The sequence below is a fragment of the Povalibacter sp. genome (genome assembly GCF_036520495.1).
Taxonomy (GTDB): Bacteria; Pseudomonadota; Gammaproteobacteria; order Steroidobacterales; family Steroidobacteraceae; genus Steroidobacter.
The window spans coordinates 1-23,879 of sequence record NZ_DATDJO010000022.1 but is presented as its reverse complement, the minus strand read 5'-3'; the positions used below and the strand labels follow the sequence as shown (position 1 = coordinate 23,879).

The window sequence follows — 23,879 nt, the reverse complement described above, 5'->3', positions numbered from 1 at the left end:
CGATGGAAATTTCGATCGATATTGCGGCGGTGCGCCGCCTCATCCGCACAGAACATTCACAGGCATGCGTCGAAATCGAGGCTCGCGGACCGGTTGCGGCGCTGGCCGCATCGCAGCTGCGGCATGACGAGCGGCTGGCCGGGGCAGCCGATGCCGATACGCTGGCGTGCAAGGACGGCTGTTCCTGGTGCTGCCACTTCACCGTCGATGTGCGGGCGGCGGAAGCGTTCCGGATCGTCGACTTCGTGACCGGGCATTTTTCGCCGCAGCAACGTGCGGCCCTGCAGCAGGAAGTCTTCGCCAACAGCGCCGAGGTGGCGAAGTTGTCGGAGATCGAGCGCATGCAGCGCACCGTCAAATGTCCGTTTCTGGACGGGGGCCGCTGCACGATCTATGCGGTGCGCCCCCAGACGTGCCGCAACTATCACGCGACGGATTCGGCGGGCTGTCGTCAGTCGTTCGAGCAGCCACAGAACATGGATATCGACCCGGAGTTCGCGCCGCTGGTGTATCAAGCCGGCGGCGCACACATCGAAGCGTTCTCCAAGGCGATGGCAGAGGCGGGCTATGACGTCGCGGCCTACGAACTGAACATGGCGCTGGGCGCTGTCTGGCGGCAGCCGGAAGCCCGTCTGCGGTTCGAGGCTAAACAGAAGCCGTTCACCTCTGTTGCAGGTGAGGATGTGCCGTCGGAGTTCATGGATGACGACGAGGACGAAGAAGACCGATGATCGATCGTCGATCCAGCAGATAAGGGTTCAGCGACGGCGGGTTCGGTCTGTTCCGCTCGGCTCCGTCTGATCGAAGGGCTCCCTGCACGGAGATAGGCTTCTTGACGGTGCGCGAGCGAAACAGACTCCTGCAACTGTCTTCAATCGCGGGCGTAGCGGTTGCCTCGATCGATCTCTCGCTCGATGTCGAGATAGGCGTCCGTCACCGGGGCGAAATATTTTTCGGTGTCGCTATCGCGTGAACGAGCCACTTCATCGCGCAGTTCGTTATAGGTGCGGGACAGATCACTGAACGCTGCATGCACATCGAGTCGATCGGCGCGGTAGTGAATGAGCGTTCGACGGAAACCGCGGGCTTCTTCCGTCAGGTCACGCGCATCCTGCCGCACGCCATGCTGTCCGGCCTGTCTTTCCAGGGCGAAGCTGCTGTTTTCCAGTCGTTCGACCGAACTGGACATGGTCGGACCGCTCGTCGCGCATCCTGCCAGGGCAATGACAACAGGGCCGATCAAGACACCCAATCCGGGCCAACTTGCTCCAGATCGCATCATGGTCTGATCCTCGTGCCTGCGGCAGCTTCGGTTAGTCGAAGAATGAGCGGCGGGGCAGAGCGGTTCCTTGGCGTTCAAACGAACCGTGCGAACAGCCTCCGTCCCAACGGTTGCCTGACCGGAGGTGATGTCTCGGGCAGCGGGATCGTTGCCGACATAACGTCTCTGTTGCAGGGGGCGGTTGGCGCGGCTCAGGGAAATCCTGACCCGAGTGCGGTGCGACTGGCCGCTTTTTGACAGTCGTGAGGGGACGCGAAGGGCCAGCAGGGGCTTCGCCCTAATGCGCCGGAATCATGGCTATATGCCAAACCGGATTTGGCAGTAAGCCTCGCGATTGATGAGAATTCATCGTATCCGGATCGTTGCGCCTTCGTTTCGTCCGTCCCGGGCTCCCTGTGGGTTCGGGCCCAGGATCCGCTACGCAGCAAATACACCGCCGGATTTCGCCCGTTTGGAGATGACATGGCTGCCTTGAATACGGAAAAGGTGAAGAGCGTCCACCACTGGACGGACTCACTTTTCAGCTTTACGACCACCCGCGATCCGGGACTGCGTTTCGAGAATGGCCAGTTCGTCATGATCGGCCTGCCGGTTGAAGGCCGCCCGTTGCTGCGTGCGTACAGCATCGCCAGCGCCAATCACGAAGAGCACCTGGAATTCTTCAGCATCAAGGTCCCCGATGGTCCGCTGACCTCGCGCTTGCAGGCCATTGAACCCGGTCAGGAAATCCTGGTCAGCCGCAAGCCGACGGGTACCCTGTTGCTGCACGACCTCAAGCCCGGCCGCCGCTGCTTCTTTTTCAGCACCGGTACGGGGCTGGCACCCTTTCTGAGCCTGGTCCGCGATCCGGAGCTGTACGAGCGCTTCGATCGCATCATCCTCGTGCACGGTGTGCGCCAGCGCAGCGATCTGGCCTATGAGCAGTTCCTGTCCGAGGTATTGCCTCAGGACGAGCACCTCGGCGACCTGGTGCGCGCGCAGCTGACCTACTACCCGACCGTCACGCGTGAGCCCTATCGCAATCGCGGGCGACTGACCGATCTGCTGAACAGCGGCCGCATGCTGCAGGACCTGGGCGAGCCTCCGCTCGACCCCGAGCAGGATCGGGCCATGATCTGCGGCAGTCCGCAGATGCTGAAGGATCTGTCGTCGATCCTCGATAGCCGCGGCTTCAGGATTTCACCGCATATCGGCGAGCCGGGCGACTACGTGATCGAACGCGCCTTCGTGGAGAAATAAGCCGCGAAATTGCGTCAGCTCGCGACTTCGTGCTATCAAGTTGCCCATGACCCCGATGTCTCGCAGCTATTGGTTCTTGACCTACTTCTATTTTCCGAAGCCATTGGCGGAAGGATCGGGTTCGACCTGAATTAACGAGTCAGAGACAACACCCGAGAAACCGCCAGCAACACTGGCGGTTTTTTTTTGCCCGGCGCATTCCGAGCCGGTCGACAGGAGCATTGACGTGAACGTTCGTACCGATGATCTGCGCATCCGCGATATCCGGGAGCTGGCCACCCCTGAAGAGCTGATGCGCGAGTTTGCGATGACGGAGCCTGCCTCCGCGGCGGTCGCGTTGGGTCGGACAGGCATGCAGAACATCCTGCACGGCAAGGATGACCGGCTGGCCGTCGTCATCGGACCGTGCTCGATTCACGACACCCGGGCCGCCATGGAGTACGCGGCGAAGGTGCGCGAACAGCGCGACCGTTTCGGTGACACGCTCGAGATCATCATGCGTGTCTATTTCGAGAAGCCGCGCACGACCGTCGGCTGGAAGGGGCTCATCAACGATCCGGATCTCGATGGCAGCTTCAACATCAACAAGGGTCTGCGGCTCGCGCGCGGCCTGCTGCTCGACATCAATCAACTCGGCGTACCGGCGGGTTGCGAATTCCTCGACATGATCACGCCGCAGTACATCGGCGATCTGGTGGCCTGGGGCGCCATCGGCGCACGGACGACGGAGAGCCAGGTGCATCGCGAGCTCGCGTCGGGCGTGTCCTGTCCGGTCGGCTTCAAGAACGGCACCGACGGCAACGTGAAGATTGCGATCGACGCCGTGCAGGCGGCGTCGCATCCACATCATTTTCTGGCCGTCACCAAGGCGGGCCGCAGCGCCATCGCGACCACCGCCGGCAATGCGGACTGTCATGTGATCCTGCGCGGCGGCAAGGCGCCGAATTTCGACGCAGCCAGTGTCGCAGCGGTGAGTGCGCAGCTCAAGGCCGCGGGGCTCGATCAGAAGATCATGATCGACGTCAGCCACGGCAACAGCAGCAAGCGTCCGGAGAATCAGCCACTCGTCGCACGCGATATCGCCACACAGATCGAGAGCGGCGAGCAGCGCATCGCCGGCGTAATGGTGGAAAGTCACCTGGTGGCAGGACGTCAGGACCTGAAGCCCGGTACGCCGCTGGTCTATGGACAAAGCGTCACGGACGGTTGCATCGACTGGCAGTCATCGGTCGGTGTGCTGGAAACGCTGGCAAAAGCGGTCGAACGTCGTCGCCGCCTGTCGGTACCGAAGGCGCTCGCGAGCTGATACGTCGAGTCCGAGCCGGAAGCTCACACGGAGTTCACGGAGTACACGGAGATAAGAAGGCAGGAGACTTTCTTCTCCAGCTCAGAGCCCTTGCTCTCCGTGCCCTTCGTGCGAAATCTGTCAGGCTCTGACGATTTCCCGGCAGCGCTGCGCGGTTGCTTCGTCGACTGGGAACATGCACTCGATGCGCAGTTCGTCGATCGTCACATCGCGTGACGTGCCGAACACCGTCAGCGTCGAGAAGAATCGCAGTTCCAGATCGCCGCTGCGAAATATCGTGCTGAGCATCGGCAGCGGCGCGGCGTTGAACTCCCGATTGCGCCAGTGCGGCGGGACCTCGGGATAGGCCAGCACTTCATCCATCAGCGCACGCGCGGCCGTATCCGCGGGCGAGGCCATGATGTCGCCATGAATGTGCCGGATCAGATCGCCGGCCACTTCCTCCCAGTTGGCGATCAACGGCCGCATGTCTTCCGGATCGAATACCTGCCGCAGGATGTTGCCGTGTTTCGGTCCAGCCGGCTTCAGCCGGTCGAAGATGGCGGGCAGCGCGCGATTGGTCATCAACACGTCCCAATGGCGGGTCATGACGAACGCGGGATAGGGGTTCTGGTGCTCGAGAATGAAATCGAGTGCGCGGCGTACTGGCGCCATCTCGGCTGCGGTCAATGCACTTTCACGAAAGGTCGGCGCAAAGCCCGCGGCGAGCAGCAGCGCATTGCGTTCCCGCAGCGGCAGATCGAGCACGTTCGCGAGTCGTCCGATCATGTCGCGGCTGGGTTGTGCCTTGCCTGTTTCGACATAGCTCAGATGACGCGCCGACACGTCGGCACTGAGCGCGAGATCAAGCTGGCTCAGCCGTCGCACGGTGCGCCACTCCCGCAGCAGAGGACCGATCCGATTCGCGGAGGACCCGAGGGACGCGGCATAGGTGTTCATGAGCCGATCATAAGGGACGCCGCCGCGCACTCCATAACCTGCGAAGTCATTGAACTGCCGCTCATCGTCGCGCTCTCATGGCGCCACGAATCCCGCGGAGATCACAGGTGCGCGCAGGCAATTCATCGGCAGCACGTTCGGCTGGACGGTTGCTGCGGCAATGACGGGATGCGTGCCGCGGCGGCGGGGTGAAAGGACGAGCGCCATGAAGCGCGTGCAGCCGACCGACGCAAAGGCATTCGGCGCGTCGAGGGGGCGAAGCTGTTCTTTCCCGAGGAATATCCCGATCTGATTGCGGAGGAAGCACGCCGGCTCTGGGCATCGCCTGACGATTTCGTAATGCGCGGGAAGAGGCGAACCGCGCGGCTTGCGGAACCGGTGAGCCGTGGGTGCGTTCCCTTGTCTGTCGTATGGATAAGGGTGCACGGCAATGAAATTTCTCGTCTGGATCGGCGTCGCCATGGTCATCGCCTGGGCGATCCTCTGGCTTGGCATCAAGATGGCAATCGGCGCGGTGCACCTGCTGCTGATCCTCGGCGTGGTCGCGATCGCCTGGGGATTTTTCAGGGGCGCGCGTTCCAAACCGTAGGCGTTGACGATGGAGGCGCAGCCTGCTGCTGGCATGCCGCAGGTCGTGGCGCAGGCCCGCAGGCATGCGCGCGCCAGCGGGTTGTTATACGTAAGCGATGCGGCGCCCGGCATTTCGCGTGAGCGTCGCGGCAAGGGCTTTCGTTATCTCGCACCCAATCATCGGCCCATCGTGGCAACGCGTACGCTGGAGCGCATTCGAAAACTGGCGATTCCGCCGGCGTACACCGACGTCTGGATCTGCAGCGTCGAGCACGGACATCTGCAGGCGACCGGACGCGATGCGCGACGACGCAAGCAGTATCGGTATCACGCGCGCTGGCGCGAGATCCGCGATCGCGACAAATTCTCGAAGATGATCGAGTTCGGCGAACGCCTGCCGCGGCTGCGTCGCCGGCTGAAGCAGGATCTCGCCGCGCAGGGTCTGCCCAGGGACAAAGTGCTGGCGGTGGTCGTGACGCTGCTCGACGAAACGCTGGTGCGAGTGGGCAACGAGGAATATGCGCGCAGCAATGGTTCGTTCGGGCTCACCACGCTGCGCGCTCGCCATGTCACGTTTCTGCGCGACGGGCGTGCGTCGCTGAGCTTTCGCGGCAAGAGCGGCCGGCCTCACGACATCATTCTCGACAATCGACGGCTGACGCGGGTCATTCGCCATATACAGCAGCTGCCGGGTCAGCTGCTGTTTCAATACCTGGACGATGATGGCCGGCGCCAACCGATCGACTCCGGCATGGTCAATGACTATCTGCGCACGGCCATGGCCGACAACGGTGAAGGCTTCACGGCGAAGGATTTCCGCACCTGGGGTGCCACCGTCCGTGCCATCGCCTTCCTGTCGGGCCAGGCGTGCGACCCTGGAATCAGCGACACTGTGTTCAATCGCTGCGTCGCCGCAACGGCCCGGAACGTGGCCGATGCGCTCGGCAACACGCCGGCTGTCTGTCGCAAGTCCTACATCAACCCCGCCGTGTTCAGCGCCTGGCGCTCCGGCATGATCGGGTCGCTGGTGCCGCGCACGTCACTCGATCCGAAGCGCATGGAGAACACCGCCCTGCGAGTGCTGAAGAAGGCGTCGCGATCGAAGCTCTGAACTTCAGCTCATCGCGAACACCTGCGCGTCAGTTTGTTGCGTAGAAGAACTGTTCGCGAACGATCTTGCCGTCGGCGACCTCGTAGACGCACAGTTCGCTCATCGCGCGTCGACCACCCTGCTTGTAGGTGGCGTCCAGATCCATCCTCACCGTGAAGAATGAGTCTGCGATCAACGGATCGCTGCATTTGATGAAGTGAACTTCGCTGATGGTCGCGTCGAATCGGCGGCCTTTCTCATGAATCGCATCGAGACCCTGGACTGTGCCGAGATCGCCGGTCATGCCTTCCATTTCGATACTGCGGGCATTCGCAGCAAACAGTTCGTCCTGAGCCTCGTTGAACTTGCCAGCGCGGCACAACGACACGAGACGATTGGCTATGGATTCGGTGTTCATGGCGACTCCTTCGACGGGCTGACCGTGTCTGGACATCCTGAAACGAATCGATGACAGTTGGCGTCTTGTTTGCAGGCGATTTTTTTCTCGTACTTGTCGGATCGATGGCCGCCGCGAAGTCCTTGAGCTACGCAAGGCCAGACAATGCGGAGGTATCAACATGAGTGCGGTTGCCAATGAAACCCAGCCCGGACAGGTGGAAGTGCTGGGCGGGGTGGTTCCCTACCTGACGGTCGACGGCGCGAGCGCAGCCGCCGATTTCTATACGAAGGCATTCGACGCGACGGAGGCAGGGCGGTATCCGGTGGACGAGAAAGGCCGGACCATGCACATCCATCTGTACATCAACGGCTCGTCCGTGATGCTGAGCGACGCCTATCCAGAGTACGGACATCCGCTGCAGACGCCGCAGAGTTTCAACCTGACGCTGCAGGTCAGCGACATCGATGCGTGGTGGAATCGCGCGGTCGCGGCCGGCGCGCAGATCGTGTCGCCACTGCAGGAAATGTTCTGGGGCAGTCGCTACGGTCAGCTGCTCGATCCGTACGGTGTGATGTGGTCGATGAACGAGAAGCCGAAGAAGGCATGACGCCTTTCGGCCCGCGCGGGATTCCCGTTGGTCTCAGGGAAGAGTGAGATCGGCCGTCATTTCTTCTGAAACGAAAGGCCTCCTTGGTGACCGACAGGGAATTCCGGGGGCCGACGACAGTCGGCCTTCATTTACAGAAACATCCCGCCCGACGCCTCGATGCGCTGCGCGTTGATCCAGCCATTTTCGGGCGATAGCAATGACGCTACGACGCCACCGATGTCGTCGGGCCGACCCACGCGACCGAGTGCGGTCTGCGATGCGATGAAGTCGTTCACCTGGGCGTTGTCGCGCACCAGGCCGCCCCCGAAGTCCGTTTCGATCGCGCCTGGCGCGATGACATTCACGGCAATGCCGCGCGGACCGAGTTCCTTCGCCAGGTAGCGGGTCAGCACTTCGATCGCGCCTTTCATCGATGCATAGGCGGCGTAGCCCGGCAGCGCAAAACGCGCAAGTCCCGTCGATACATTGAGTATTCGTCCGCCATCGGCCAGGACCGGCAGCAGCTTCTGGGTGAGAAAGAACGGTCCCTTGAACTGGATGTTCACCAGTTCGTCGAACTGCGCGGGCGTGGTTTCCGCAAAGCTGGCGTGAATGCCGATGCCGGCGTTATTGACCAGGTAGTCGATGCGATCGCGCTGCCAGCTCGTTTGCAGCGCCTGGCGCAGGCGCGCCACGAAGCCATCGAAGCTGGCGATGTCACCGACATCGAGCTGCAACGCCACTGCCTTGCGACCCTGCTTGCCGATCTGGTCCACGACCGCGTTGGCCTCGGCCACATTGCTGCGATAGGTGATCACGACGTCGTTGCCGCGCTCGGCCACTTTCAGTGCTGCGCTTCGGCCCAGGCCGCGGCTGCCGCCAGTGATCAGTGCGATGGGAGTCATGCGGGTCTCCTGATGAGTGGGTCAGTGCATGCAGCTTATTGGGCTGTGTCTGGCAGATAAATGGTTAGAATCCGGCAGTGGTGTTCGGATTCAGGTCATGGCCTGGATCGCAGACCACGGCACCTCACGCCGAGGCGGCGCCCAACCAATCCCGTTCATCGCGACCGGCTGCGGAAGGAATTTAATGCAAACTTTCGGCCCGTCCCGCACGGCGCTTGCCCGCGCTGCATGGCTGCACTACAACGACCGCATCGTGCCGTAAAGCACAAGAACATGGCGCCGACCGTGAACAAACCATTGATGCTGTTTTTCGTATTCGTTATCGGCGCGTGGCTCAGTGCCGGTGCGAACGCAGCAGAGGTATCGAACAAGTCAATCGATGAGCTGCAGGCCGAGCTGACGAGCGGACGCACCACGTCCGTGGCACTCGTGCGTGCGTATCTGCAGCGTATCGAATCGGTCGATCGGAAGGGGCCGACCTTGCAATCCGTGCTCTCGCTCAACCCCGACGCCTTGCGCGAGGCGCGGGCACTGGATGCGGAGCGCAAGCAGAAAGGCGCGCGCGGACCGCTGCACGGCATCCCGCTGCTCATCAAGGACAACATCGAAACGGCGGATGCACTGCCGACCACCGCGGGCTCCCTTGCGTTGATCGACAACGTCACCGGCCGCGATGCGCCGATCATTGCGAACCTGCGTGCCGCCGGCGCCATCGTTCTGGGCAAGACGAATCTGAGCGAATGGGCGAACTACCGCTCCGATCGCTCCATCAGCGGCTGGAGCGGTGTCGGTGGCCTGGTGAAAAATCCGCACGTTCTCGACCGGACCGCCTGCGGCTCAAGTTCGGGCAGCGGTTCGGCCGCGGCCGCAGAACTGGCCGCTGCGACGGTCGGTACCGAGACGGATGGCTCGATCGTCTGCCCGGCGTCCATGAATGGCGTCGTGGGTCTCAAACCGACGCATGGATTGTTATCGGGCGAGCGCATCGTTCCGATCGCACACAGCCAGGACACGGCTGGTCCGATGACGCGCTCGGTTCCCGACGCAGCAGCCCTGCTGACTGCAATGGTCGGCAACCAGCCCGCCTGTATCGCCGATGGCTGCCGGGTCACCGACTACGTCGCCGCGCTGAAGCAGGCGACACTCACCGGCAAGCGCATCGGCGTCTGGCGGTCCGCGCCGGGGCGCTGGTCGCAGATCGATCCCCTCTACGAGGCTGCGCTGGACCACCTGCGGGCGGCCGGTGCAACACTCGTGGAAGTTCCCGTGCCCGAGCTAGAGCAGATAGGTCTGGCGGAACGCATCGTGCTGCGCATGGAATTCAAGGCCGATCTCAATGCCTGGCTGGCCACCACGCCGCCGACCGTGAAAACGCGCACGCTGGAGCAGCTCATCGAATTCAATCGCAGTCAGCCGCGCGAGACGGTGATCTTCGGACAGGAGATTTTCGAACGCTCCAATGCATCGGCCGGACTCGACGATCCCGCGTATATCGCCGCGTTGACGGATTCGCGTCGACTGGCCCGGGACGCGATCTCGCGCACGCTGCAGGAAAACAAGCTCGATCTGCTCGTCGCGCCCACGACGGGACCGGCGTGGCGCATCGATCTGGTCAATGGCGACAAGTCCTCAGGCTCCTTCAGCACGCTGCCGGCGGTGTCGGGATACCCGCATCTCACCGTGCCGATGGGAACGCTGCAGCAGTTGCCGCTGGGCCTGTCATTCATCGGCCTGCCGTGGAGCGAGGCACAGCTGCTCGCGGCTGCGCACGTGTTCGAGCAACGCCGCGGCCCGCGTCCCGCCCCGAAATTCCTGACGTCAGTCGATGTAGAGGATTCGCGTAGATTGCCGGCGCCGCGCTGACGTCGGTCACTGCTGGGTGCGGCCGAAGATTCGCACGGCTATCAGCACGGCAGCAGTGTCTTCCGCGGGCGATGCCGTCCATTGCAGCGGTTCGCCGGCCCAGCAGATTCCGGTTTCCGGCTGCAGCCGGATGTCGCTGTGAGTGCGCAGGATCCATGTGCCGCTTGCGGCAAACACGAGGCCGCTGTCGCTGGCGGGAGCCGTAGTGCGCTCGCGGAGGATCTGTACGTCGGCGGCAACGGAGTCACGTCGGGTCATGACATTGAAGTCGCGCGAGGCTGATCCCAGCAGTTCGCACTCGGTGCGCCAGTCGCCGGCAAAGTGCAGCGGTCGATACAGCTGATCGAGCGATTGATCCAGGGCCTGCTCCGGCGCACGCAGACGTATGCCATCACCACCCAGCAACAGGATGATCCGGTCGACATCGGGGAATGTCGAGAATGGCCCGCTCGCGGTGATGCTCGCGACGCTGACGCGCCACTGGAAGTCGTGCACGCCTGAATGCAGTGGCCAGCTGACGATCTCCTGGGTCAGGCCGCCACCGTTCTTCCAGCGAGTCTGTCCGATTTCGCGCAGGTCGAACTGTCGGTACATCGGCCTATCATGCCTGAAAGTGTGGGGCGGGCTTTAGCCGAGGAAGAGGCAGAAGATCTCCACGGGGTACACGGGGAAACACGGGGTGGAGGAATTCCCTTCTTGTGGAATTTGCTTGCCCCGGGTCACCCCGTGGAGATTCTTTGTCTCTGGATACGGAGTGGTGGAATGAAAAAAAGGCGATCGCATCGATGACGCGATCGCCTCTGTCGGCCGGCATGTCCGACCCGGCATGCCGTCTTCGACAGCCGGTTATTGCCAGTACGGCTTGGCCTTGTAGTACGCGTAGGTCTGATCCCGGTACGCAAGGCCATCATTCCTGGTCAGCTCCTCGATGGAATCCGCCGGTGCAGCCTTGAGCTGATCCTTGGTCAGATCCACGACATAGCTGTTCTCGTCCTTGTCGTAGTCGAGGGTGCTCCACGGCACCGGGTGGAATTTTTCCCCCATGCCGAGCACGCCACCGAAGCCGATGATGGCGAACATGATCTGGTTCGATTGCTTGTCCAGGACAATGTCCTCGACCTGGCCGAGCTTCTCACCCTTGACGTCCTTCACATTGGTGCCGATGACTTTCTTCGCGCGAATGGCCGACGTATGGCCTGCTTGAGTAGGCATGTCTCTCTCCTCCGGATGAGCGTGAACGCGGAAAGCGCGTTCAGTAGAGACTCAATGCAGCGGGGCCGATGAGGTTCCGTGCCCGCACCGCCGAAGCGTGTGAGCTTTCTCTGATAGCGCGGCGGTTGGATGAAACCTCACCAATTCGCAGAGCGGCAGCGCAGAAGCCGCGATGGACCGCAGCGCATGCGGGGTACATGATCGCTGCTCCTCTGGTCCGGAGATTTCTGATGACGTCCTCAGGCGCACGAGCTGTTATGCAGGAAGCTCCCGATTTCAATGTCAGCCTGCGCATTCGCCATCCCGAGATCGATCCGGCGCAGATCACCCGCAAACTGGGCCTGCAACCGCAACACGTGTGGGCGCGGGGCGATGCCAAAGTACCAGGAGACAGTACGGCGGGCCGGCGCCGCGACACCTACTGGTCAGCGCGCCTGCCGCAGCTGCTGGAGCGTGCAGCGCAAACATTCCCGCTGGACGATGCAGTCACCACCCGGTTCGATCCAGTCATCTACGCGCAGTTCGCCTCCCGGGCGATCGACCTGCCGGCCTTCCTCGCACTGCACTTGTTGCAGATGAAGAGCGCGAAAGAATTCCTGCAGGCTCTCGCCAGGGAAGGTGATGTCGCTCTGGTGGTAGCGATGGAGGCGCAATCCGGGGCGGGAATCCGTCTGGAGCAGGCGTTGCTGCGCCAGATCGTGGAGCTCGGATTACGGCTGGAATTCGAGTTCGACTGAGCACCTGATCAAGAGCCTCTGATTGACGATCGGGCAATAAATCTGACTCCATCAGTTCTGATGCGCGAGCATCGTCCCGCTCTGATCCACGTGGACCGTACGGCCGTTTTTCGTCATGTTTCGTCAATGTCCTCCTCTTGCAGGGCACAATGACGCCCATGAAAGTTCGCGGTTTCGTTCTACAGGCCAGTTATCGGGTGATCTCGCGTCCGGGGGGTGCGCGCATTCCCGTCGTCTACATCTATGGTCGACTCGAGGACGGCGGTTCCTTCCTGGTTCGCGACGATCGTCCGCGGCCGCACTTCTTCATCCGCACTGCGGATGTCGCGCGGACGCAAGCCTTGCGCATTCCGCAACCGCAACCGGCGGGGCGGCATGCTTTCGATCATGCCGAGGTCAGCCGCATCGAGGCCGAGGTTCCCGGCGATATTCCAGCAATGCGCGATCGTCTGCATGCCGCCGGTATCGATACGTTCGAAGCCGATGTGCGCTTCGCGATGCGCTACCTGATCGAGCGCGGCATCAAGGGCGGCTGCGAGATCGAAGGCGAGGCCGTAGCCGGCAGTGGCATCACCCTTGTATTCGACAATCCCGTCATGACGGCGGCCGACGTTACGATCGAGCCTCGCGTGTTCTCGTTCGATATCGAGACGGACGCCAAGGCCGAGCGATTACTGGCGATCTCGATGTATGCGCCCGGCATCGACGAAGTGCTGATCGTCGACGCCGACGATCGCGACATGCCCGAGCGGGCGATCCGCTGCGCCAACGAGTTCGAAGCGATCGACCGCTTCTGCGAGCGCGTGCGCAGCTTCGATGCCGACGTGCTGACGGGCTGGAACATCATCGACTTCGATCTGAGCGTCCTGCAGCGGATCGCGGCGCGCGTCCGGCATCCGTTCGAACTCGGGCGCGAGTCGGGCGCGATCCGCATCCGCAAGCCTGAAGGCTATTTCGGCAGCGGCCAGGCCAGCGTGCCGGGACGACTCGTGCTCGACGGCATCGACCTGCTGCGTGGCGCCTTCATCCGCATGGACGACTATTCACTGGATGCGGTGGCGCGCGAGGTGCTGGGTGAGGGCAAGGCCGTCAAGGGCGATTCGCGCGACCGCCTGGCTGAAATCATCCACAACTACCAGCACGATCTGCCGGCGTTCGCGCTCTACGCACGCACCGATGCGCGTCTGGCTTTCGACATCGTGCACAAACGGGATGTGGTGCGGCTGGCGCTGGCACGCAGTCAGCTCAGCGGCATGACACCCGATCGGGTCGCGGCCAGCATTGCCTCGTTCGATTTCCTGTACCTGTCCGAACTCGAGCGACGATGCATCGTCGCCCCGACAGTTCGCTCCGATGACTCGCGAGTGCATGTCGCCCAGCAGGGCGGCCACGTGCTCGAACCCATCGCTGGCGTGCACCGCAACGTCTGGGTATTCGATTTCAAGAGTCTGTACCCGAGCCTGATCCGCACCTTCAATATCGATCCGCTCTCGTACGTTGCGAACCCGTCGCCACAGGAAAACCTGATCCGGATTCCCGGCGGCGCGTTCCGGCGCGAACACGGCATCCTGCCGCGCATGCTGGACGATCTGTTCCCGCGTCGCGAGGCCGCAAAAAAGGCCGGCGACGAGGTAGCGTCGAACGCCATCAAGATTCTGATGAACTCCTTTTACGGCGTGCTCGGCACGCCCGCCTGCCGCTTCTACAACCCGGCGCTCGCCAACTCGATCACGGGCACCGGCCGCGAAATGCTGCTGTGGTCGAAGCGCTGGTTCGAAACCGCCGGCTACGTGGTGCTCTACGGCGACACCGACAGCCTGTTCGTCCATTCAGGCATGGATGATCCTGCGGCAGCGCAGCAGCATGGCCGGGACCTGGCGGCTCAACTGAGCGCGGAAGTCGCGCGCTACATCGAGGAGCGCTGGCAGGTGACGAGCCGGCTCGAACTCAAATTCGAGAAACTCTATTCGCGCCTGTTCCTCGCGCAGGCCCGCAACAGCACGCGGGGCGCCAGTAAGCGCTACGCCGGATTGCGCTATGGCCAGGACACGCCGGAGTTCGTCGGGATGGAAGTGGTGCGCAGCGACTGGACGCCACTCGCCAAGCAGGTGCAGCGCGAACTGTATCAAAGGCTGTTCACCGATCAGGCCGTCGATCGATATCTGGAAGACACGGTGAAACGACTGCGCCGCGGCGAGTTCGACGACGCGCTCGTCTATCGCAAAGGTCTGCGCAAGGACGCCGAGGAATACACGGCAACAACCCCGCCGCACGTGGCCGCCGCTCGTAAATCGACCCAACCGCTCGGCCGCACCATCAGCTACGTGATGACGACCGCCGGCGCCGAACCGATCGACAACATCCGGCATCCGATCGATCGCGAACACTACGTAGTCAAGCAGGTGAAGCCCGTGGCCGAACCGGTGCTGGCGACCCTGCGGCTGAACTTCGACAAGGTGATCGGCGATACGCGGCAGCTCGATCTGCTGGGAATATGAGAGAAGGAAGAGCGAAGATCTCCACGGGGGGACACGGGGTGTCACGGGGTCAAGAGGCCAGGACTCCTCAGTTCAGAGAATTTGAGATAGGTGCCAGAAGGCATTCGTGATCTCAGGTCGGTGCAGAATTTCTGCTCTGCCTTGCCCCGTGATCCCCGTGCCCCCCGTGGAGACCTCCTTCCGTCCTCTGTGTTCTTTCCGTCCCATTCGGACATCCCATGGGATTCCCGTTCGGTCATCCCATGGGATTCCCGTTCGGTCATACTCTGTGTAAATCTTCTCTGGAATCCCGCCGATGACGCGACTCAGTCCCCTGGCCGGCCAGCTCCTGCCGCAAAACCTGCTCGTCGATATCCCGAAGCTCATCACGGCCTACTACGAGGTGAAACCCGACGCGGGCATCGCAGCGCAACGCGTCGCGTTCGGCACCTCGGGGCATCGCGGCGTGTCGTTCGATGGCAACTTCAACGAAGTGCATGTGCTCGCGATCAGTCAGGCCATCTGCGAGTACCGCAAGTTGCAGGGCATCAATGGTCCGCTGTTCATGGGTTTCGATTCGCATGCCCTCTCTGCACCGGCATTCGCCAGTGCGTTGGAGGTGCTTGCAGCGAATGGCGTGGAAGTGCGTATCGCGGTCGGCGACGAGTTCACGCCGACGCCGGCGATCTCGCACGCCATCCTCGTCCATAACCGCGGTCGGGAGCACGGTCTCGCCGACGGCATCGTGATCACGCCGTCGCACAATCCGCCGGACGGCGGCGGCTTCAAGTACAACCCGCCCAACGGCGGACCGGCGGATACGGATGTCACCAAGTGGATCGAACAGCGTGCGAACGCGCTGATCGAGAGTGGCTTGAAAGATGTGCGCCGCGTGACGGTCGCACAGGCTCGTGCGGCAGCGACGACGCGTGAACACGATTTCGTCAGCGCGTATATCGAGGATCTCGACAACGTCATCGACTTTGAAGTGATTCGCGGCGCGGAGTTGCGCATGGGTGTCGATCCTCTCGGCGGCGCCGGCGTGAACTACTGGGGCCGCATTGCAGAGCGTTACCAGCTGCCGCTCGACATCGTCAGTACCGAAGTTGATCCGACGTTCCGGTTCATGACGGCCGACTGGGACGGCAAGATTCGCATGGACCCCTCGTCGTCCCACGCGATGCAACGACTCATCGGGCTGAAGGATCGCTACGACATCGCCTTTGCCTGCGATACCGACCACGACCGCCACGGCATCGTTGCGGCGAGCAGCGGCCTGATGCTGCCGAATCACTACCTCGCCGTGATGATCGACTACCTGTTCCAGAACCGGCCGCAGTGGCGCAGCGACAGTGCCGTCGGCAAAACGCTGGTCAGCAGCGGCATGATCGACCGGGTCGCGGCCAATCGCGGCCGCAAGGTGTATGAGGTGCCGGTAGGCTTCAAATGGTTCGTCGATGGCCTGGTGAGCGGCGACCTGGGTTTCGGTGGAGAGGAAAGTGCCGGTGCATCCTTCCTGCGCCGTAACGGCAAAGTCTGGACGACGGACAAGGACGGCCTGATTCCGGGTCTGTTGTCGGCAGAAATCACCGCGCGCACCGGACGCGATCCGGGCGAGTCCTACCGGACGCTGACGGAGCAGTTCGGGGAACCCGCATCCGATCGTGTCGATGCGGCGGCGACACCCGAGCAGAAGCAGAAACTCTCGAAGCTCTCGCCCGCGCAGATCACGGCCAGCGAGATGGCAGGCGAGAAGATCGAGGCGGTCCTGGATCGCGCCCCCGGCAACAACGCAGCGCTGGGCGGCATCAAGGTCGTGACCAGGAACGCCTGGTTCGCGGCGCGTCCGTCGGGGACCGAGAACATCTACAAGATCTACGGCGAGAGCTTCCGCGGCGAAGACCATCTGCGGCGAGTGCTCGAAGAAGCGCAGCGCGTCGTCAACGCAGCACTCGGCTGAGGGATCCGGATCGCCGCTGGCGCGTTAGGCTCAGTCACCAGAAGGAGCAGAGCGATATGCGTGGGATCGTCGTTGCATTCGTCACAGCACTGCTCGGCGCATGTGCGACCAGCCAGGACGTGAGTCCACGTGAATTTCTCGATGAGCAGACGGCCGCCACCATCACCATCGTGGCGAACCCGGTCATATTCGTGGGCGAGACCCAGGGTCCGCGTGGCCTGGATCTGGAGCGCAGCTTGGGCCAGAGCTCTTTCGGCCAGGGTGCCAATCGCGATTACCTGGAGCTGTACGGCATCGACGTGAATCGCATGGGCAGCCATCGCCAGTACTTCGTGATCCAGAAATGGCTGACGCCAAAGGATTCGGATCCCCGCGCCATCCTCGAGTTGATGGTGGATGGCAGCATGATCGAGTTACGCGCGACGCCTGAGGATCCGCGCAAGCTCGGCATCTCGGCGCCACCCGCGCCAGTATTTTCCAGGTCCTCGCAGTGGTGGTACTTCCCCACCGATACCGCGACGCTGCGCCGGATTGCCGGCGCGTCCAGTCTCGACGCCAGCCTTGTCATCGGCGAACACCGAACTGCCTACGAGATATTCACCGATGGTCGGGCGCAGCTTGGCGGACTGGCGGCTGCGCTGCCTTAGGCAGAAGTGCGGACCGCAGGAGAATGAAGAGGCCGCAGAAGAGCGCATAAAAATACCAAACGGAGACAAGCCATGATCAAAGTAAGTGTCATGTACCCGAACAAGGACGGCGCGAGGTTCGATCATGCGTACTACCGGGACACGCATATGCCGCTCGTAAAAGCGCGCATGGGTGACGCATGCCTGTACTACACGGTGGACCGGGGTCTTGCCGGAGGAGCGCCCGGCACGCCGCCGACTTACGTAGGCATGTGCCACATTTTCAGCGACTCGGTCGAGAGCTTTCAGGCTGGGTTCGGACCTCATGCGAAAGAGATCCTGGCAGACATCGCGAACTATACGGACCTCACGCCGGTGATGCAGATCAGCGAAATCGTGGTTGGGCATTGACGAGGCGTTCATTGCCTTCGCCTCTGAAGGGCGCCTGATGTTCGAGCGGAGCGCCGTGTGCGCTCCTGCGATTTGTCAGGCCACGATGAGAGACAACAGGTAGATCGAGACAGCGACAAGACTCAGTACGGTTCTCACGGCGTGTAGCCGGCCCCAGAAAACCAGAAGGTCACGGGTCTCTGATGAGTTGAGATCTCGACCTGGCGCCAGGAGCTTGTCGTTGGTGGGCATGATCACTGCGAAAGTGAACGGCACAACAGCTCCAACGAGTAGCGCAGCGATGAGCCAGGCGATCCCGGCGCCGAAGACCCAGGCAGCGATCCCGCAAGTCAGGCTCAGCAACGCGAGTGGAGCCTGAAGCCACGTGGCCCGCTTGTAACTCGGAGCCCATTGGAGCGCCGCCATCCTTGTTTCGAGACCCATGCGGGCGGGATGCTCTGCGACATTGATATAGAGAGCGGCGCCGGCAAAGAGGGCGCCGGCAAACGTTGCTACGAACTCGAGAGCTGGGACAAGCGTTGACATTTGTATTGGCCTGCCACGCCGTTAAACACCGACTATGCGGCGGTGAGTTCACTCCGCGAGCAGACACTGTTTCGCGAGTCCTGCTGTATGAGGGGAACCTCATCGTGCTTCAGGAGCGCTGGCTCCGGAATTGCCTTGATCGGCTGGCAGTTGCGCTTCTTCTCGAGCCAATACACGACATTGCCGGCAACCACGATGCTTCCAGAGACAACCGCGGTGGTCGCCAGAATCACGCTCGTCCCAATAGCCTGACCGATACAGTCCTTGCTGGAACAGCTGGCTTCTGCGTTTGCCGATTGGACATCGAGAACCATTTGCTTTGCCACGACCTGGTACTCCTCATCGTAGACCGAGACGGTCTCGGGACGGCGCAAGCCTGGATGAGCGGGATGGCGGCCAGCAGGTGGATGTAGTTGTTTCGCATGAGCTGCATGTTAATTCGAGACCCAGCGAATAGCTTGAGCCGTAGCGAAAGAGCCTTGTTTTTCTAAGTGGGCGCCAGCGGCGTGTTATGCCTGGCCGCGGTACTCACCGATGACCTCGATAAGCCCGACAATGTTGTCATTCAGTTCTTCCAACTCTTCAGCAGGAACCCACCATTCTGTGTGGTGATCGCCACCGACCCTCTGGGTCTCATAGCGACGCATGAACGAACTACGAACTGCAAAGCGAGTGACGTACCCAACGCCATCATCTTTGACATTCCATCGGCTCGCAATCTCGATTGCGTACTGTTCATTCGTGACGGGGTAGAAGGTGGGCTATTCAGGCAATCTCGGTGGCCCCGACCCATGCTTCGCCTGGGCCTCCTGCAGTGCCTCGACACAGTTCGATAACCGCCAGGACAGCACTTTGCGCGTGTACCACCGCCTTATCCTCCTGCCCCCAGCGGAGCGCATTTCATGTCCTGGCCTACAACGACGAACGTTTGCGACGAGCAATCTACCTGCCTCATAGGGAACGTGGGCGCCCATTAGACAATGTGTTGCTGTGGCCACCTCCGGAGTGCCGTAACTTTATTGCACGCACTGTGTTCTTGAACTCAGCGTCGCGTTTAACTGAAGCGGAGGCTCCATGCGTCAATACTCGATAATGCCCAGCGTTATCGGCTTGCTGGCAGTTCTCGATTTGTCGTCCGCCGCGCAACCTGAAGGCGGGGCGAGTGTTGAGTCGGCACCCTACGGCAATTATCGAATATCCGACCAGCACCAGCTCGGTATCGACCGGTTCGTCACGGATGATGGCAAGGACGCGGTGTTGATCTCCGACTACTCAACCGGCGTCGTTCGACGCTTGTTTCCGGTCACGCAAGAACGCTTCGTCATGGGAGTCGGCTTCAACACCGCCTCGCCTGCAGAACTCACGTTGACCTTCGTCAAGGATGATCGAGGTACCGTAAGAGGCGTTTCATTGCGCGATGCACGAGGCGTCGAGCAGTTTGCGCAGCGAGTCTCCCTGCGAACCGAGGCGGTGTCGTTTCAGAATACCGATGCGAAGCTGGAGGGCACACTGCTCATACCGTCGACGCATGGCCCGCATCCGGCCATCGTGTTGTTGCATGGCTCGGGGCCACTCACTCGCTACTCATTTGGCCCTTATCCCCATTTCTTCACCTCGCTGGGATTCGCAGTGCTCATCTACGACAAGCGCGGCAGCGGCAGATCCAGCGGCACTCGTGTAGATGCATCCACCGGCGTTGCGATGAAAAACTCGCTCTATCCGGATGAACTCGTCGGCGACGCACTTGCTGCTATGCACCTGCTTCAGCAACGGAAGGATATCGATCCACAAAAAATTGGTTTCTGGGGATCGAGCGAAGGCGGGATGCTGACCACGCAGGTGGCGGCGCGTGCCGAAGAGGTCGCGTTTGCGATCAACTCGTCGGGATTCATGGAGCCGCTGTGGCAGACCTTACGCTACCAGGCAACAGCGATCCCACGCTCGCAAGGCGCTGCGGTCACGAAGATCGAGCAGGAGGCCGCCTTCGTCGATTGGTGGCTGGGCGTCGCGCGTACCGGCAAGGGCTGGGACGATTTTCAGCAGGCTCAACAGCAGCTCAGCGCCGCCGGCCGTGGGTGGCTGTTCCAATCTCGAGGTCCGTTCACATCACTGGAACAATTGCGTTGGGATTGGAATCACGTCTTGACGTTCGATCCGCTCGTCGAGCTCACGAAAGTACGTTGCCCCGTGCTCGGTGTCTTCGGCGAGCTGGACCCACTCACGCCTGCACATCGAACCGTTGAGAACATGAGCCGCACGCTCACAGCCACCGGCAACAAGGATTTCACGTTCAAAATTTTCCCACATGCAGGTCATTCGCTGTCGGAACTGCCGGAGAAGAATCGGATGGCGCCTGGAGTGTTCGACACCCTGCGCACCTGGTTGCTCGCGCGCGTTCAGGTGACGGATTGACGCGCGCACTGGGTCTCGGTACCGGGATTAGGATATCCGGTGTATTCCAGTGAGGCCGGATGACGCCCCCATGCTTCGTGATACCGAAGTACTCCGTCGACTCTCTTGTATAGCTTGATCATGCTTCTTCCTTGGCCCAACGTCAGCGTTGACGCGCCTGCGTCTTCGCTTCGGCTTGAATGAATTGTTAGGCATCTTTGGTAGCAGCTGTAAAAGTACGGGTCACCTCATACATTCCAGGCTCAAACTTGGCGATTGCTAGAGCACGCTGCAAGAATGGCAGGGGGGCCGGATCTTTCCGCATAGCTTCATAGTCATCTTCGCTTCGCCACTTGGCATACATTGTAACTTTGGTTCCGTCTAGGCTTCGATGGAGGCTTGCTGAGATGAAACCAGGGGCGTACCGAACTGAAGTGTCAGTGGCTTGTGTGAGTAGATCGATCAACTCCTGTTGCCTGTCTGGGTCAACGGAGAAAACGTTAATTAGGATGATCGGTTCGTCGTTCATTCGATCTACCTTACTGAATTTGAGATGCCTAACGGTTGAGCTGAGCCGCGCGCACGCCGGCGTCTGAGCTTGGCACTTTATCTATCACGCGTCCGCTCCAGCGATTTGTTAGGGCTCTCTACGATGAGGCTGACCGTCTGGCCCAACCGCGTCCGAGAAGTCTGGCTTCGTGGACATACTGATGGGTAGACGGTGCTTAATAACAAGCTCAATCACTTGCATCGAAACCGCAGGTGGCTCGGCCGCCTCTGCGGCCTCGCGGTAGTACCAGACCACGCCCTTCGAAGCGGCGAGCGAGCCTAAGGCTGTGTTCAGGGCCGCCAAGGTTGTCGGCTTGCCATTGAGCAGCACCTTACCGGTTGAGAGCACACTTACCTTCGCTACTATTTCAGCTGCCAAGACGGCACCTCCGAGGCCAAGAAGAATCAGGAGGGCCACAAGCAAGTTCAGGTGACGCACAGAGAGCCCTAACGTCTGCGCTCAGGCGCGAGCGTCTGCGCGAGTCGCCTGCAGCGCGTTGTTGGGCCATACCTGTCACGTGAACTCATACAAGTCTTCGTCCTGAAGCTCGACACGAGTGTCATCCATCGCCACCACAAAGCCATCTGCACTGACCTGGGCGGAACCAAGGCGACCGGACACATAGATCTGAACGACCACCCTTACTCGCTCTTGCGGCAGCAAATCTCTATATATGGAGATGGTGCCGCGTTTGCCGCCATCGTCCAGATCCAATTGCGAATGCGCAGGCAGTTCGAGCAACTCTCGCCAGGTACTCTGCCAAAGCCGTTGCAGCTCGCGCTCGGCCTCCGCCGTGAGCGGACCGTCGACTGGAAATCTCGTCATTGACACATCAGGCCCAACAGTTAATTAGACGGAATCCGGAATATTGGTTTAGGCGGAATCTGCCTAATCATTCGCGACATCATTGCTGATCTTCCCTGTAACTTGCCGTCGCAGCAACATAAACCGGCCACAAGGAAGTGGCAACGGCGAAGGACAAACCGCGCCAAGGGCTGGCGGGCGGTGAGCTGGGGGCGTTCATGGCCTGCTGTCAGTACTCAACGCCGTCTGGGCAGACGGCATCTGGCGAGAGAAACGCGGTCGCACCTAAACCGGTCGCAGCTGCTCCGCAATGCTGCGCGTCTGCGGGGTAACTTCCTTTCCGGTGTGTGCCGTCGTCTTGCGCTCGATCAGCATGACGTGGCATTCCTCGTCGGCGATCGGGTTGTGGCGTACGCCCTTGGGCACGACGAACGTATCGCCTTCGTTCAGTACGACCGTTCGATCTTGCATCTCGATACGCAGTGAGCCTTTGAGGACGTAGAACAATTCGTCCTCATCGTCATGGCTGTGCCACGTGAAGGTGCCGCGTACCTTCGCCACCTTGATGAAGGAATCATCCAGTTCCGCGACGACGCGCGGCGACCATAACTCGGTGAGAGTGGCTGCGATATCGCGGGGAGATACGACGCTGGACATGCGAGTCTCCGTCACTGCGCGCACTCGCGCGCGATCAGTTTGCCGAGTCGCGCGATACCGTCCTCGATCTTCTCCTTCGGGACTGTGACGAACGACAGTCGCATGGTGTTGTGCTGCGGATCGTTGGCAAAGAAGGGCGCGCCGGGGACGAAGGCGATTTTTTCCTCGGCGATGGCCTTGTCCAGCAACTGCATGGTGTCGATGTGCTGCGGCAGTCGTACCCAGATGAACATGCCGCCTTCGGGTTCATTCCAGGAGCAGCCTTTGGGGAAGTGCTGTTGAAGCGCATCCAGCATCGCCCGGCACTGACTGGCGTACAGCTGGCGGATCTGCGGAATGTGGTCGTCGAGAAAACCGTCCTTGATGACTTCGTGCACGATGCGTTGAGTGAAGCTCGGCGTGTGCAGGTCCGCAGCCTGCTTGGCCTGCACCAGTTTCAGCGCCAGTTTCTCCGGCGCAATGACGTACCCCACCCGCAGGCCCGGTGCGAACACCTTGGAGAACGATCCCATGTGCACCACGCCGCCTGGATTCATCGACCAGAGGCTCGGCAACTGTTCACCGCGGTATGACAGCGAGCCGTAGGGATCGTCCTCGACCAGCGGCAGTCCGGCCTTCGCTGCGACGTCGATCAATTCCTTGCGCCGCTGGACAGGCATACGACGACCGGTCGGGTTCTGGAAGTTGGGCAGGCAGTACATGAAACGTCCGCCGTCGGTGAGATCGCGAGTCATTGCGGCGATGATCGGCCCCTGATCGTCCGAAGGCACGGACACGAATTCCGGCTCCGACAGTGAGAAGGACTGCAATGCACCGAGGTAGGTGGGCGTCTCGACCAGCACACGGCTGTCGACATCGATGAGTACCTTGCCAAGCAGATCGAGCGCCTGCTGTGAGCCTGTCGTGATGAGCACCTGATCGATGTCGATGGGCGCGCCTTCGCGGCTGTGACGTTGCACGACCCATTCACGCAGCGGCTTGTAGCCTTCCGTGGGTCCGTACTGCAGCGCTGGAGAAGGTGCGGTGGTCAGGATCGAGTCGCAGGCCTTGCGAATGTGTTCGACCGGAAACGTGGCGGCAGACGGCAGGCCACCTGCAAAGGAGATCACCTCCGGCCGCTCGGTTACCTTCAGAATTTCACGGATGGCCGAACTGGTGAGTTTCTGTGCGCGCTGCGAAAGGGTCCAGGTCATGGAGATGCTCACTCGTCGTGACGTCTCGAACCGAAACGCCATCAGGGGTGCGCAGCTTACGGGAAGCGCGGGTGCAAGACGTAGCCGCAGAATCGCGTCGACGCTCCCAGTACAGTGCCGCTTGGCCGACTGTGTACAACGCGGCGGTGGGGG

General features: G+C 61.4%; 26 protein-coding genes and 1 pseudogene. 13 read left to right on the top strand and 14 right to left on the bottom strand.

All coding sequences use genetic code 11. From position 1 onward, the window contains the following. Positions 1–2: 2 nt before the first annotated feature. Positions 3–731, top strand: a complete 729-nt coding sequence (locus VIZ63_RS07430) for a YkgJ family cysteine cluster protein (RefSeq protein WP_331608910.1) — start codon at positions 3–5, stop codon at positions 729–731. Positions 732–871: 140 nt separating this feature from the next. Here the strand turns inward: VIZ63_RS07430 and VIZ63_RS07425 are convergent, their stop codons facing one another. After that, complete coding sequence (locus VIZ63_RS07425) at positions 872–1,189, bottom strand: hypothetical protein (protein ID WP_331608909.1); 318 nt, start codon at positions 1,187–1,189, stop codon at positions 872–874. Positions 1,190–1,744: 555 nt separating this feature from the next. On the opposite strand from VIZ63_RS07425, the gene VIZ63_RS07420 reads away from it, so the two are divergent. Beyond that, positions 1,745–2,521 carry a ferredoxin--NADP reductase gene (locus VIZ63_RS07420; protein ID WP_331608908.1) on the top strand — a complete coding sequence of 259 codons (777 nt, stop codon included), beginning with the start codon at positions 1,745–1,747 and terminating at the stop codon, positions 2,519–2,521. 226 nt (positions 2,522–2,747) lie between these two features. Beyond that, positions 2,748–3,827, top strand: a complete 1,080-nt coding sequence (locus tag VIZ63_RS07415; RefSeq protein WP_331608907.1) for a 3-deoxy-7-phosphoheptulonate synthase — start codon at positions 2,748–2,750, stop codon at positions 3,825–3,827. A 120-nt stretch (positions 3,828–3,947) separates the two neighbouring features. Here the strand turns inward: VIZ63_RS07415 and VIZ63_RS07410 are convergent, their stop codons facing one another. Continuing rightward, on the bottom strand, positions 3,948–4,766 hold the full coding sequence (locus VIZ63_RS07410; RefSeq protein ID WP_331608906.1) for a helix-turn-helix transcriptional regulator: 819 nt from the start codon (positions 4,764–4,766) through the stop codon (positions 3,948–3,950). A 75-nt stretch (positions 4,767–4,841) separates the two neighbouring features. Continuing rightward, positions 4,842–5,228 (bottom strand): hypothetical protein, encoded by a 387-nt coding sequence (locus tag VIZ63_RS07405; protein ID WP_331608905.1) that lies wholly within the window; start codon positions 5,226–5,228, stop codon positions 4,842–4,844. Here VIZ63_RS07405 and VIZ63_RS07400 point away from each other — a divergent pair. Both VIZ63_RS07400 and VIZ63_RS07395 read left to right on the top strand, forming a co-directional pair. After that, positions 5,227–5,355 carry a hypothetical protein gene (locus tag VIZ63_RS07400; RefSeq protein WP_331608904.1) on the top strand — a complete coding sequence of 43 codons (129 nt, stop codon included), beginning with the start codon at positions 5,227–5,229 and terminating at the stop codon, positions 5,353–5,355. The genes VIZ63_RS07405 and VIZ63_RS07400 overlap by 2 nt on opposite strands. A gap of 9 nt (positions 5,356–5,364) precedes the next feature. After that, entirely contained in the window at positions 5,365–6,447 is a 1,083-nt protein-coding gene (locus tag VIZ63_RS07395; protein WP_331608903.1) for a hypothetical protein, read from the top strand. Positions 6,448–6,475: 28 nt separating this feature from the next. Here the strand turns inward: VIZ63_RS07395 and VIZ63_RS07390 are convergent, their stop codons facing one another. Continuing rightward, positions 6,476–6,844 carry a nuclear transport factor 2 family protein gene (locus VIZ63_RS07390; protein ID WP_331608902.1) on the bottom strand — a complete coding sequence of 123 codons (369 nt, stop codon included), beginning with the start codon at positions 6,842–6,844 and terminating at the stop codon, positions 6,476–6,478. Between the two features lie 160 nt (positions 6,845–7,004). Between VIZ63_RS07390 and VIZ63_RS07385 the strand changes: the two genes are divergently transcribed. Further along, positions 7,005–7,433 carry a glyoxalase/bleomycin resistance/extradiol dioxygenase family protein gene (locus tag VIZ63_RS07385; RefSeq protein WP_331608901.1) on the top strand — a complete coding sequence of 143 codons (429 nt, stop codon included), beginning with the start codon at positions 7,005–7,007 and terminating at the stop codon, positions 7,431–7,433. A gap of 131 nt (positions 7,434–7,564) precedes the next feature. Here VIZ63_RS07385 and VIZ63_RS07380 read toward each other — a convergent pair whose 3' ends face one another. Beyond that, on the bottom strand, positions 7,565–8,320 hold the full coding sequence (locus VIZ63_RS07380) for an SDR family NAD(P)-dependent oxidoreductase (RefSeq protein WP_331608900.1): 756 nt from the start codon (positions 8,318–8,320) through the stop codon (positions 7,565–7,567). A 285-nt stretch (positions 8,321–8,605) separates the two neighbouring features. Here VIZ63_RS07380 and VIZ63_RS07375 point away from each other — a divergent pair, with 285 nt between their 5' ends. Next, on the top strand, positions 8,606–10,183 hold the full coding sequence (locus tag VIZ63_RS07375) for an amidase (protein ID WP_331608899.1): 1,578 nt from the start codon (positions 8,606–8,608) through the stop codon (positions 10,181–10,183). Positions 10,184–10,189: 6 nt separating this feature from the next. Here the strand turns inward: VIZ63_RS07375 and VIZ63_RS07370 are convergent, their stop codons facing one another. Together VIZ63_RS07370 and VIZ63_RS07365 are read right to left on the bottom strand one after the other, a co-directional pair. Further along, positions 10,190–10,777: a HutD family protein gene (locus VIZ63_RS07370; protein WP_331608898.1), complete on the bottom strand. Its 588-nt coding sequence runs from the start codon at positions 10,775–10,777 to the stop codon at positions 10,190–10,192. Positions 10,778–11,029: 252 nt separating this feature from the next. Beyond that, the gene (locus VIZ63_RS07365) at positions 11,030–11,395 is read right to left on the bottom strand and encodes a PRC-barrel domain-containing protein (RefSeq protein ID WP_331608896.1); all 366 of its coding nucleotides are present in this window, start codon (positions 11,393–11,395) and stop codon (positions 11,030–11,032) included. Between the two features lie 257 nt (positions 11,396–11,652). On the opposite strand from VIZ63_RS07365, the gene VIZ63_RS07360 reads away from it, so the two are divergent. From VIZ63_RS07360 to VIZ63_RS07340, 5 genes are all read left to right on the top strand, one after another. Continuing rightward, positions 11,653–12,132 (top strand): DUF4279 domain-containing protein, encoded by a 480-nt coding sequence (locus VIZ63_RS07360; protein ID WP_331608895.1) that lies wholly within the window; start codon positions 11,653–11,655, stop codon positions 12,130–12,132. Positions 12,133–12,290: 158 nt separating this feature from the next. Next, entirely contained in the window at positions 12,291–14,630 is a 2,340-nt protein-coding gene (locus VIZ63_RS07355) for a DNA polymerase II (RefSeq protein ID WP_331608894.1), read from the top strand. A 295-nt stretch (positions 14,631–14,925) separates the two neighbouring features. Beyond that, positions 14,926–16,569 carry a phosphoglucomutase (alpha-D-glucose-1,6-bisphosphate-dependent) gene (gene pgm, locus VIZ63_RS07350; protein WP_331608893.1) on the top strand — a complete coding sequence of 548 codons (1,644 nt, stop codon included), beginning with the start codon at positions 14,926–14,928 and terminating at the stop codon, positions 16,567–16,569. A 56-nt stretch (positions 16,570–16,625) separates the two neighbouring features. Further along, entirely contained in the window at positions 16,626–17,216 is a 591-nt protein-coding gene (locus VIZ63_RS07345) for a hypothetical protein (protein WP_331608891.1), read from the top strand. 72 nt (positions 17,217–17,288) lie between these two features. Then, on the top strand, positions 17,289–17,606 hold the full coding sequence (locus VIZ63_RS07340; RefSeq protein ID WP_331608890.1) for an EthD family reductase: 318 nt from the start codon (positions 17,289–17,291) through the stop codon (positions 17,604–17,606). A gap of 75 nt (positions 17,607–17,681) precedes the next feature. Here VIZ63_RS07340 and VIZ63_RS07335 read toward each other — a convergent pair whose 3' ends face one another. The 3 genes and pseudogenes from VIZ63_RS07335 to VIZ63_RS25375 all read right to left on the bottom strand — a co-directional run. Then, the gene (locus VIZ63_RS07335) at positions 17,682–18,131 is read right to left on the bottom strand and encodes a DUF1772 domain-containing protein (RefSeq protein ID WP_331608889.1); all 450 of its coding nucleotides are present in this window, start codon (positions 18,129–18,131) and stop codon (positions 17,682–17,684) included. 32 nt (positions 18,132–18,163) lie between these two features. Further along, a complete protein-coding gene (locus VIZ63_RS07330) occupies positions 18,164–18,505 on the bottom strand; it encodes a hypothetical protein (protein ID WP_331608888.1) in 342 nt (113 codons plus the stop codon). Positions 18,506–18,640: 135 nt separating this feature from the next. Further along, positions 18,641–18,913, bottom strand: a pseudogene (locus VIZ63_RS25375) (hypothetical protein); the annotation flags it as partial. A 292-nt stretch (positions 18,914–19,205) separates the two neighbouring features. Here VIZ63_RS25375 and VIZ63_RS07325 point away from each other — a divergent pair. Next, complete coding sequence (locus tag VIZ63_RS07325) at positions 19,206–20,543, top strand: alpha/beta hydrolase family protein (protein ID WP_331608887.1); 1,338 nt, start codon at positions 19,206–19,208, stop codon at positions 20,541–20,543. Between the two features lie 187 nt (positions 20,544–20,730). Here VIZ63_RS07325 and VIZ63_RS07320 read toward each other — a convergent pair whose 3' ends face one another. The 4 genes from VIZ63_RS07320 to VIZ63_RS07305 form a co-directional block, all read right to left on the bottom strand. Next, on the bottom strand, positions 20,731–21,051 hold the full coding sequence (locus tag VIZ63_RS07320) for an antibiotic biosynthesis monooxygenase family protein (protein WP_331608886.1): 321 nt from the start codon (positions 21,049–21,051) through the stop codon (positions 20,731–20,733). Between the two features lie 534 nt (positions 21,052–21,585). Then, positions 21,586–21,897, bottom strand: coding sequence for a hypothetical protein (locus VIZ63_RS07315; protein ID WP_331608885.1), 312 nt, complete (start codon positions 21,895–21,897; stop codon positions 21,586–21,588). Between the two features lie 264 nt (positions 21,898–22,161). After that, positions 22,162–22,533 carry a cupin domain-containing protein gene (locus tag VIZ63_RS07310; RefSeq protein WP_331608884.1) on the bottom strand — a complete coding sequence of 124 codons (372 nt, stop codon included), beginning with the start codon at positions 22,531–22,533 and terminating at the stop codon, positions 22,162–22,164. An 11-nt stretch (positions 22,534–22,544) separates the two neighbouring features. Further along, the gene (locus VIZ63_RS07305) at positions 22,545–23,726 is read right to left on the bottom strand and encodes a PLP-dependent aminotransferase family protein (RefSeq protein WP_331608883.1); all 1,182 of its coding nucleotides are present in this window, start codon (positions 23,724–23,726) and stop codon (positions 22,545–22,547) included. Positions 23,727–23,879: the final 153 nt, after the last annotated feature.

What these genes read in the sequence shown, in the direction of transcription:
- VIZ63_RS07430 (WP_331608910.1), top strand. Translation starts at nt 3, where the DNA reads ATGGAAATTTCGATCGATATTGCGGCGGTGCGCCGCCTCATCCGCACA.
- VIZ63_RS07425 (WP_331608909.1), bottom strand. Translation starts at nt 1,189, where the DNA reads ATGTCCAGTTCGGTCGAACGACTGGAAAACAGCAGCTTCGCCCTGGAA.
- VIZ63_RS07420 (WP_331608908.1), top strand. Translation starts at nt 1,745, where the DNA reads ATGGCTGCCTTGAATACGGAAAAGGTGAAGAGCGTCCACCACTGGACG.
- VIZ63_RS07410 (WP_331608906.1), bottom strand. Translation starts at nt 4,766, where the DNA reads ATGAACACCTATGCCGCGTCCCTCGGGTCCTCCGCGAATCGGATCGGT.
- VIZ63_RS07400 (WP_331608904.1), top strand. Translation starts at nt 5,227, where the DNA reads ATGGTCATCGCCTGGGCGATCCTCTGGCTTGGCATCAAGATGGCAATC.
- VIZ63_RS07405 (WP_331608905.1), bottom strand. Translation starts at nt 5,228, where the DNA reads ATGGCGACGCCGATCCAGACGAGAAATTTCATTGCCGTGCACCCTTAT.
- VIZ63_RS07395 (WP_331608903.1), top strand. Translation starts at nt 5,365, where the DNA reads ATGGAGGCGCAGCCTGCTGCTGGCATGCCGCAGGTCGTGGCGCAGGCC.
- VIZ63_RS07390 (WP_331608902.1), bottom strand. Translation starts at nt 6,844, where the DNA reads ATGAACACCGAATCCATAGCCAATCGTCTCGTGTCGTTGTGCCGCGCT.
- VIZ63_RS07385 (WP_331608901.1), top strand. Translation starts at nt 7,005, where the DNA reads ATGAGTGCGGTTGCCAATGAAACCCAGCCCGGACAGGTGGAAGTGCTG.
- VIZ63_RS07380 (WP_331608900.1), bottom strand. Translation starts at nt 8,320, where the DNA reads ATGACTCCCATCGCACTGATCACTGGCGGCAGCCGCGGCCTGGGCCGA.
- VIZ63_RS07370 (WP_331608898.1), bottom strand. Translation starts at nt 10,777, where the DNA reads ATGTACCGACAGTTCGACCTGCGCGAAATCGGACAGACTCGCTGGAAG.
- VIZ63_RS07365 (WP_331608896.1), bottom strand. Translation starts at nt 11,395, where the DNA reads ATGCCTACTCAAGCAGGCCATACGTCGGCCATTCGCGCGAAGAAAGTC.
- VIZ63_RS07360 (WP_331608895.1), top strand. Translation starts at nt 11,653, where the DNA reads ATGCAGGAAGCTCCCGATTTCAATGTCAGCCTGCGCATTCGCCATCCC.
- VIZ63_RS07355 (WP_331608894.1), top strand. Translation starts at nt 12,291, where the DNA reads ATGAAAGTTCGCGGTTTCGTTCTACAGGCCAGTTATCGGGTGATCTCG.
- pgm (WP_331608893.1), top strand. Translation starts at nt 14,926, where the DNA reads ATGACGCGACTCAGTCCCCTGGCCGGCCAGCTCCTGCCGCAAAACCTG.
- VIZ63_RS07345 (WP_331608891.1), top strand. Translation starts at nt 16,626, where the DNA reads ATGCGTGGGATCGTCGTTGCATTCGTCACAGCACTGCTCGGCGCATGT.
- VIZ63_RS07340 (WP_331608890.1), top strand. Translation starts at nt 17,289, where the DNA reads ATGATCAAAGTAAGTGTCATGTACCCGAACAAGGACGGCGCGAGGTTC.
- VIZ63_RS07335 (WP_331608889.1), bottom strand. Translation starts at nt 18,131, where the DNA reads ATGTCAACGCTTGTCCCAGCTCTCGAGTTCGTAGCAACGTTTGCCGGC.
- VIZ63_RS07325 (WP_331608887.1), top strand. Translation starts at nt 19,206, where the DNA reads ATGCGTCAATACTCGATAATGCCCAGCGTTATCGGCTTGCTGGCAGTT.
- VIZ63_RS07320 (WP_331608886.1), bottom strand. Translation starts at nt 21,051, where the DNA reads ATGAACGACGAACCGATCATCCTAATTAACGTTTTCTCCGTTGACCCA.
- VIZ63_RS07315 (WP_331608885.1), bottom strand. Translation starts at nt 21,897, where the DNA reads ATGACGAGATTTCCAGTCGACGGTCCGCTCACGGCGGAGGCCGAGCGC.
- VIZ63_RS07310 (WP_331608884.1), bottom strand. Translation starts at nt 22,533, where the DNA reads ATGTCCAGCGTCGTATCTCCCCGCGATATCGCAGCCACTCTCACCGAG.
- VIZ63_RS07305 (WP_331608883.1), bottom strand. Translation starts at nt 23,726, where the DNA reads ATGACCTGGACCCTTTCGCAGCGCGCACAGAAACTCACCAGTTCGGCC.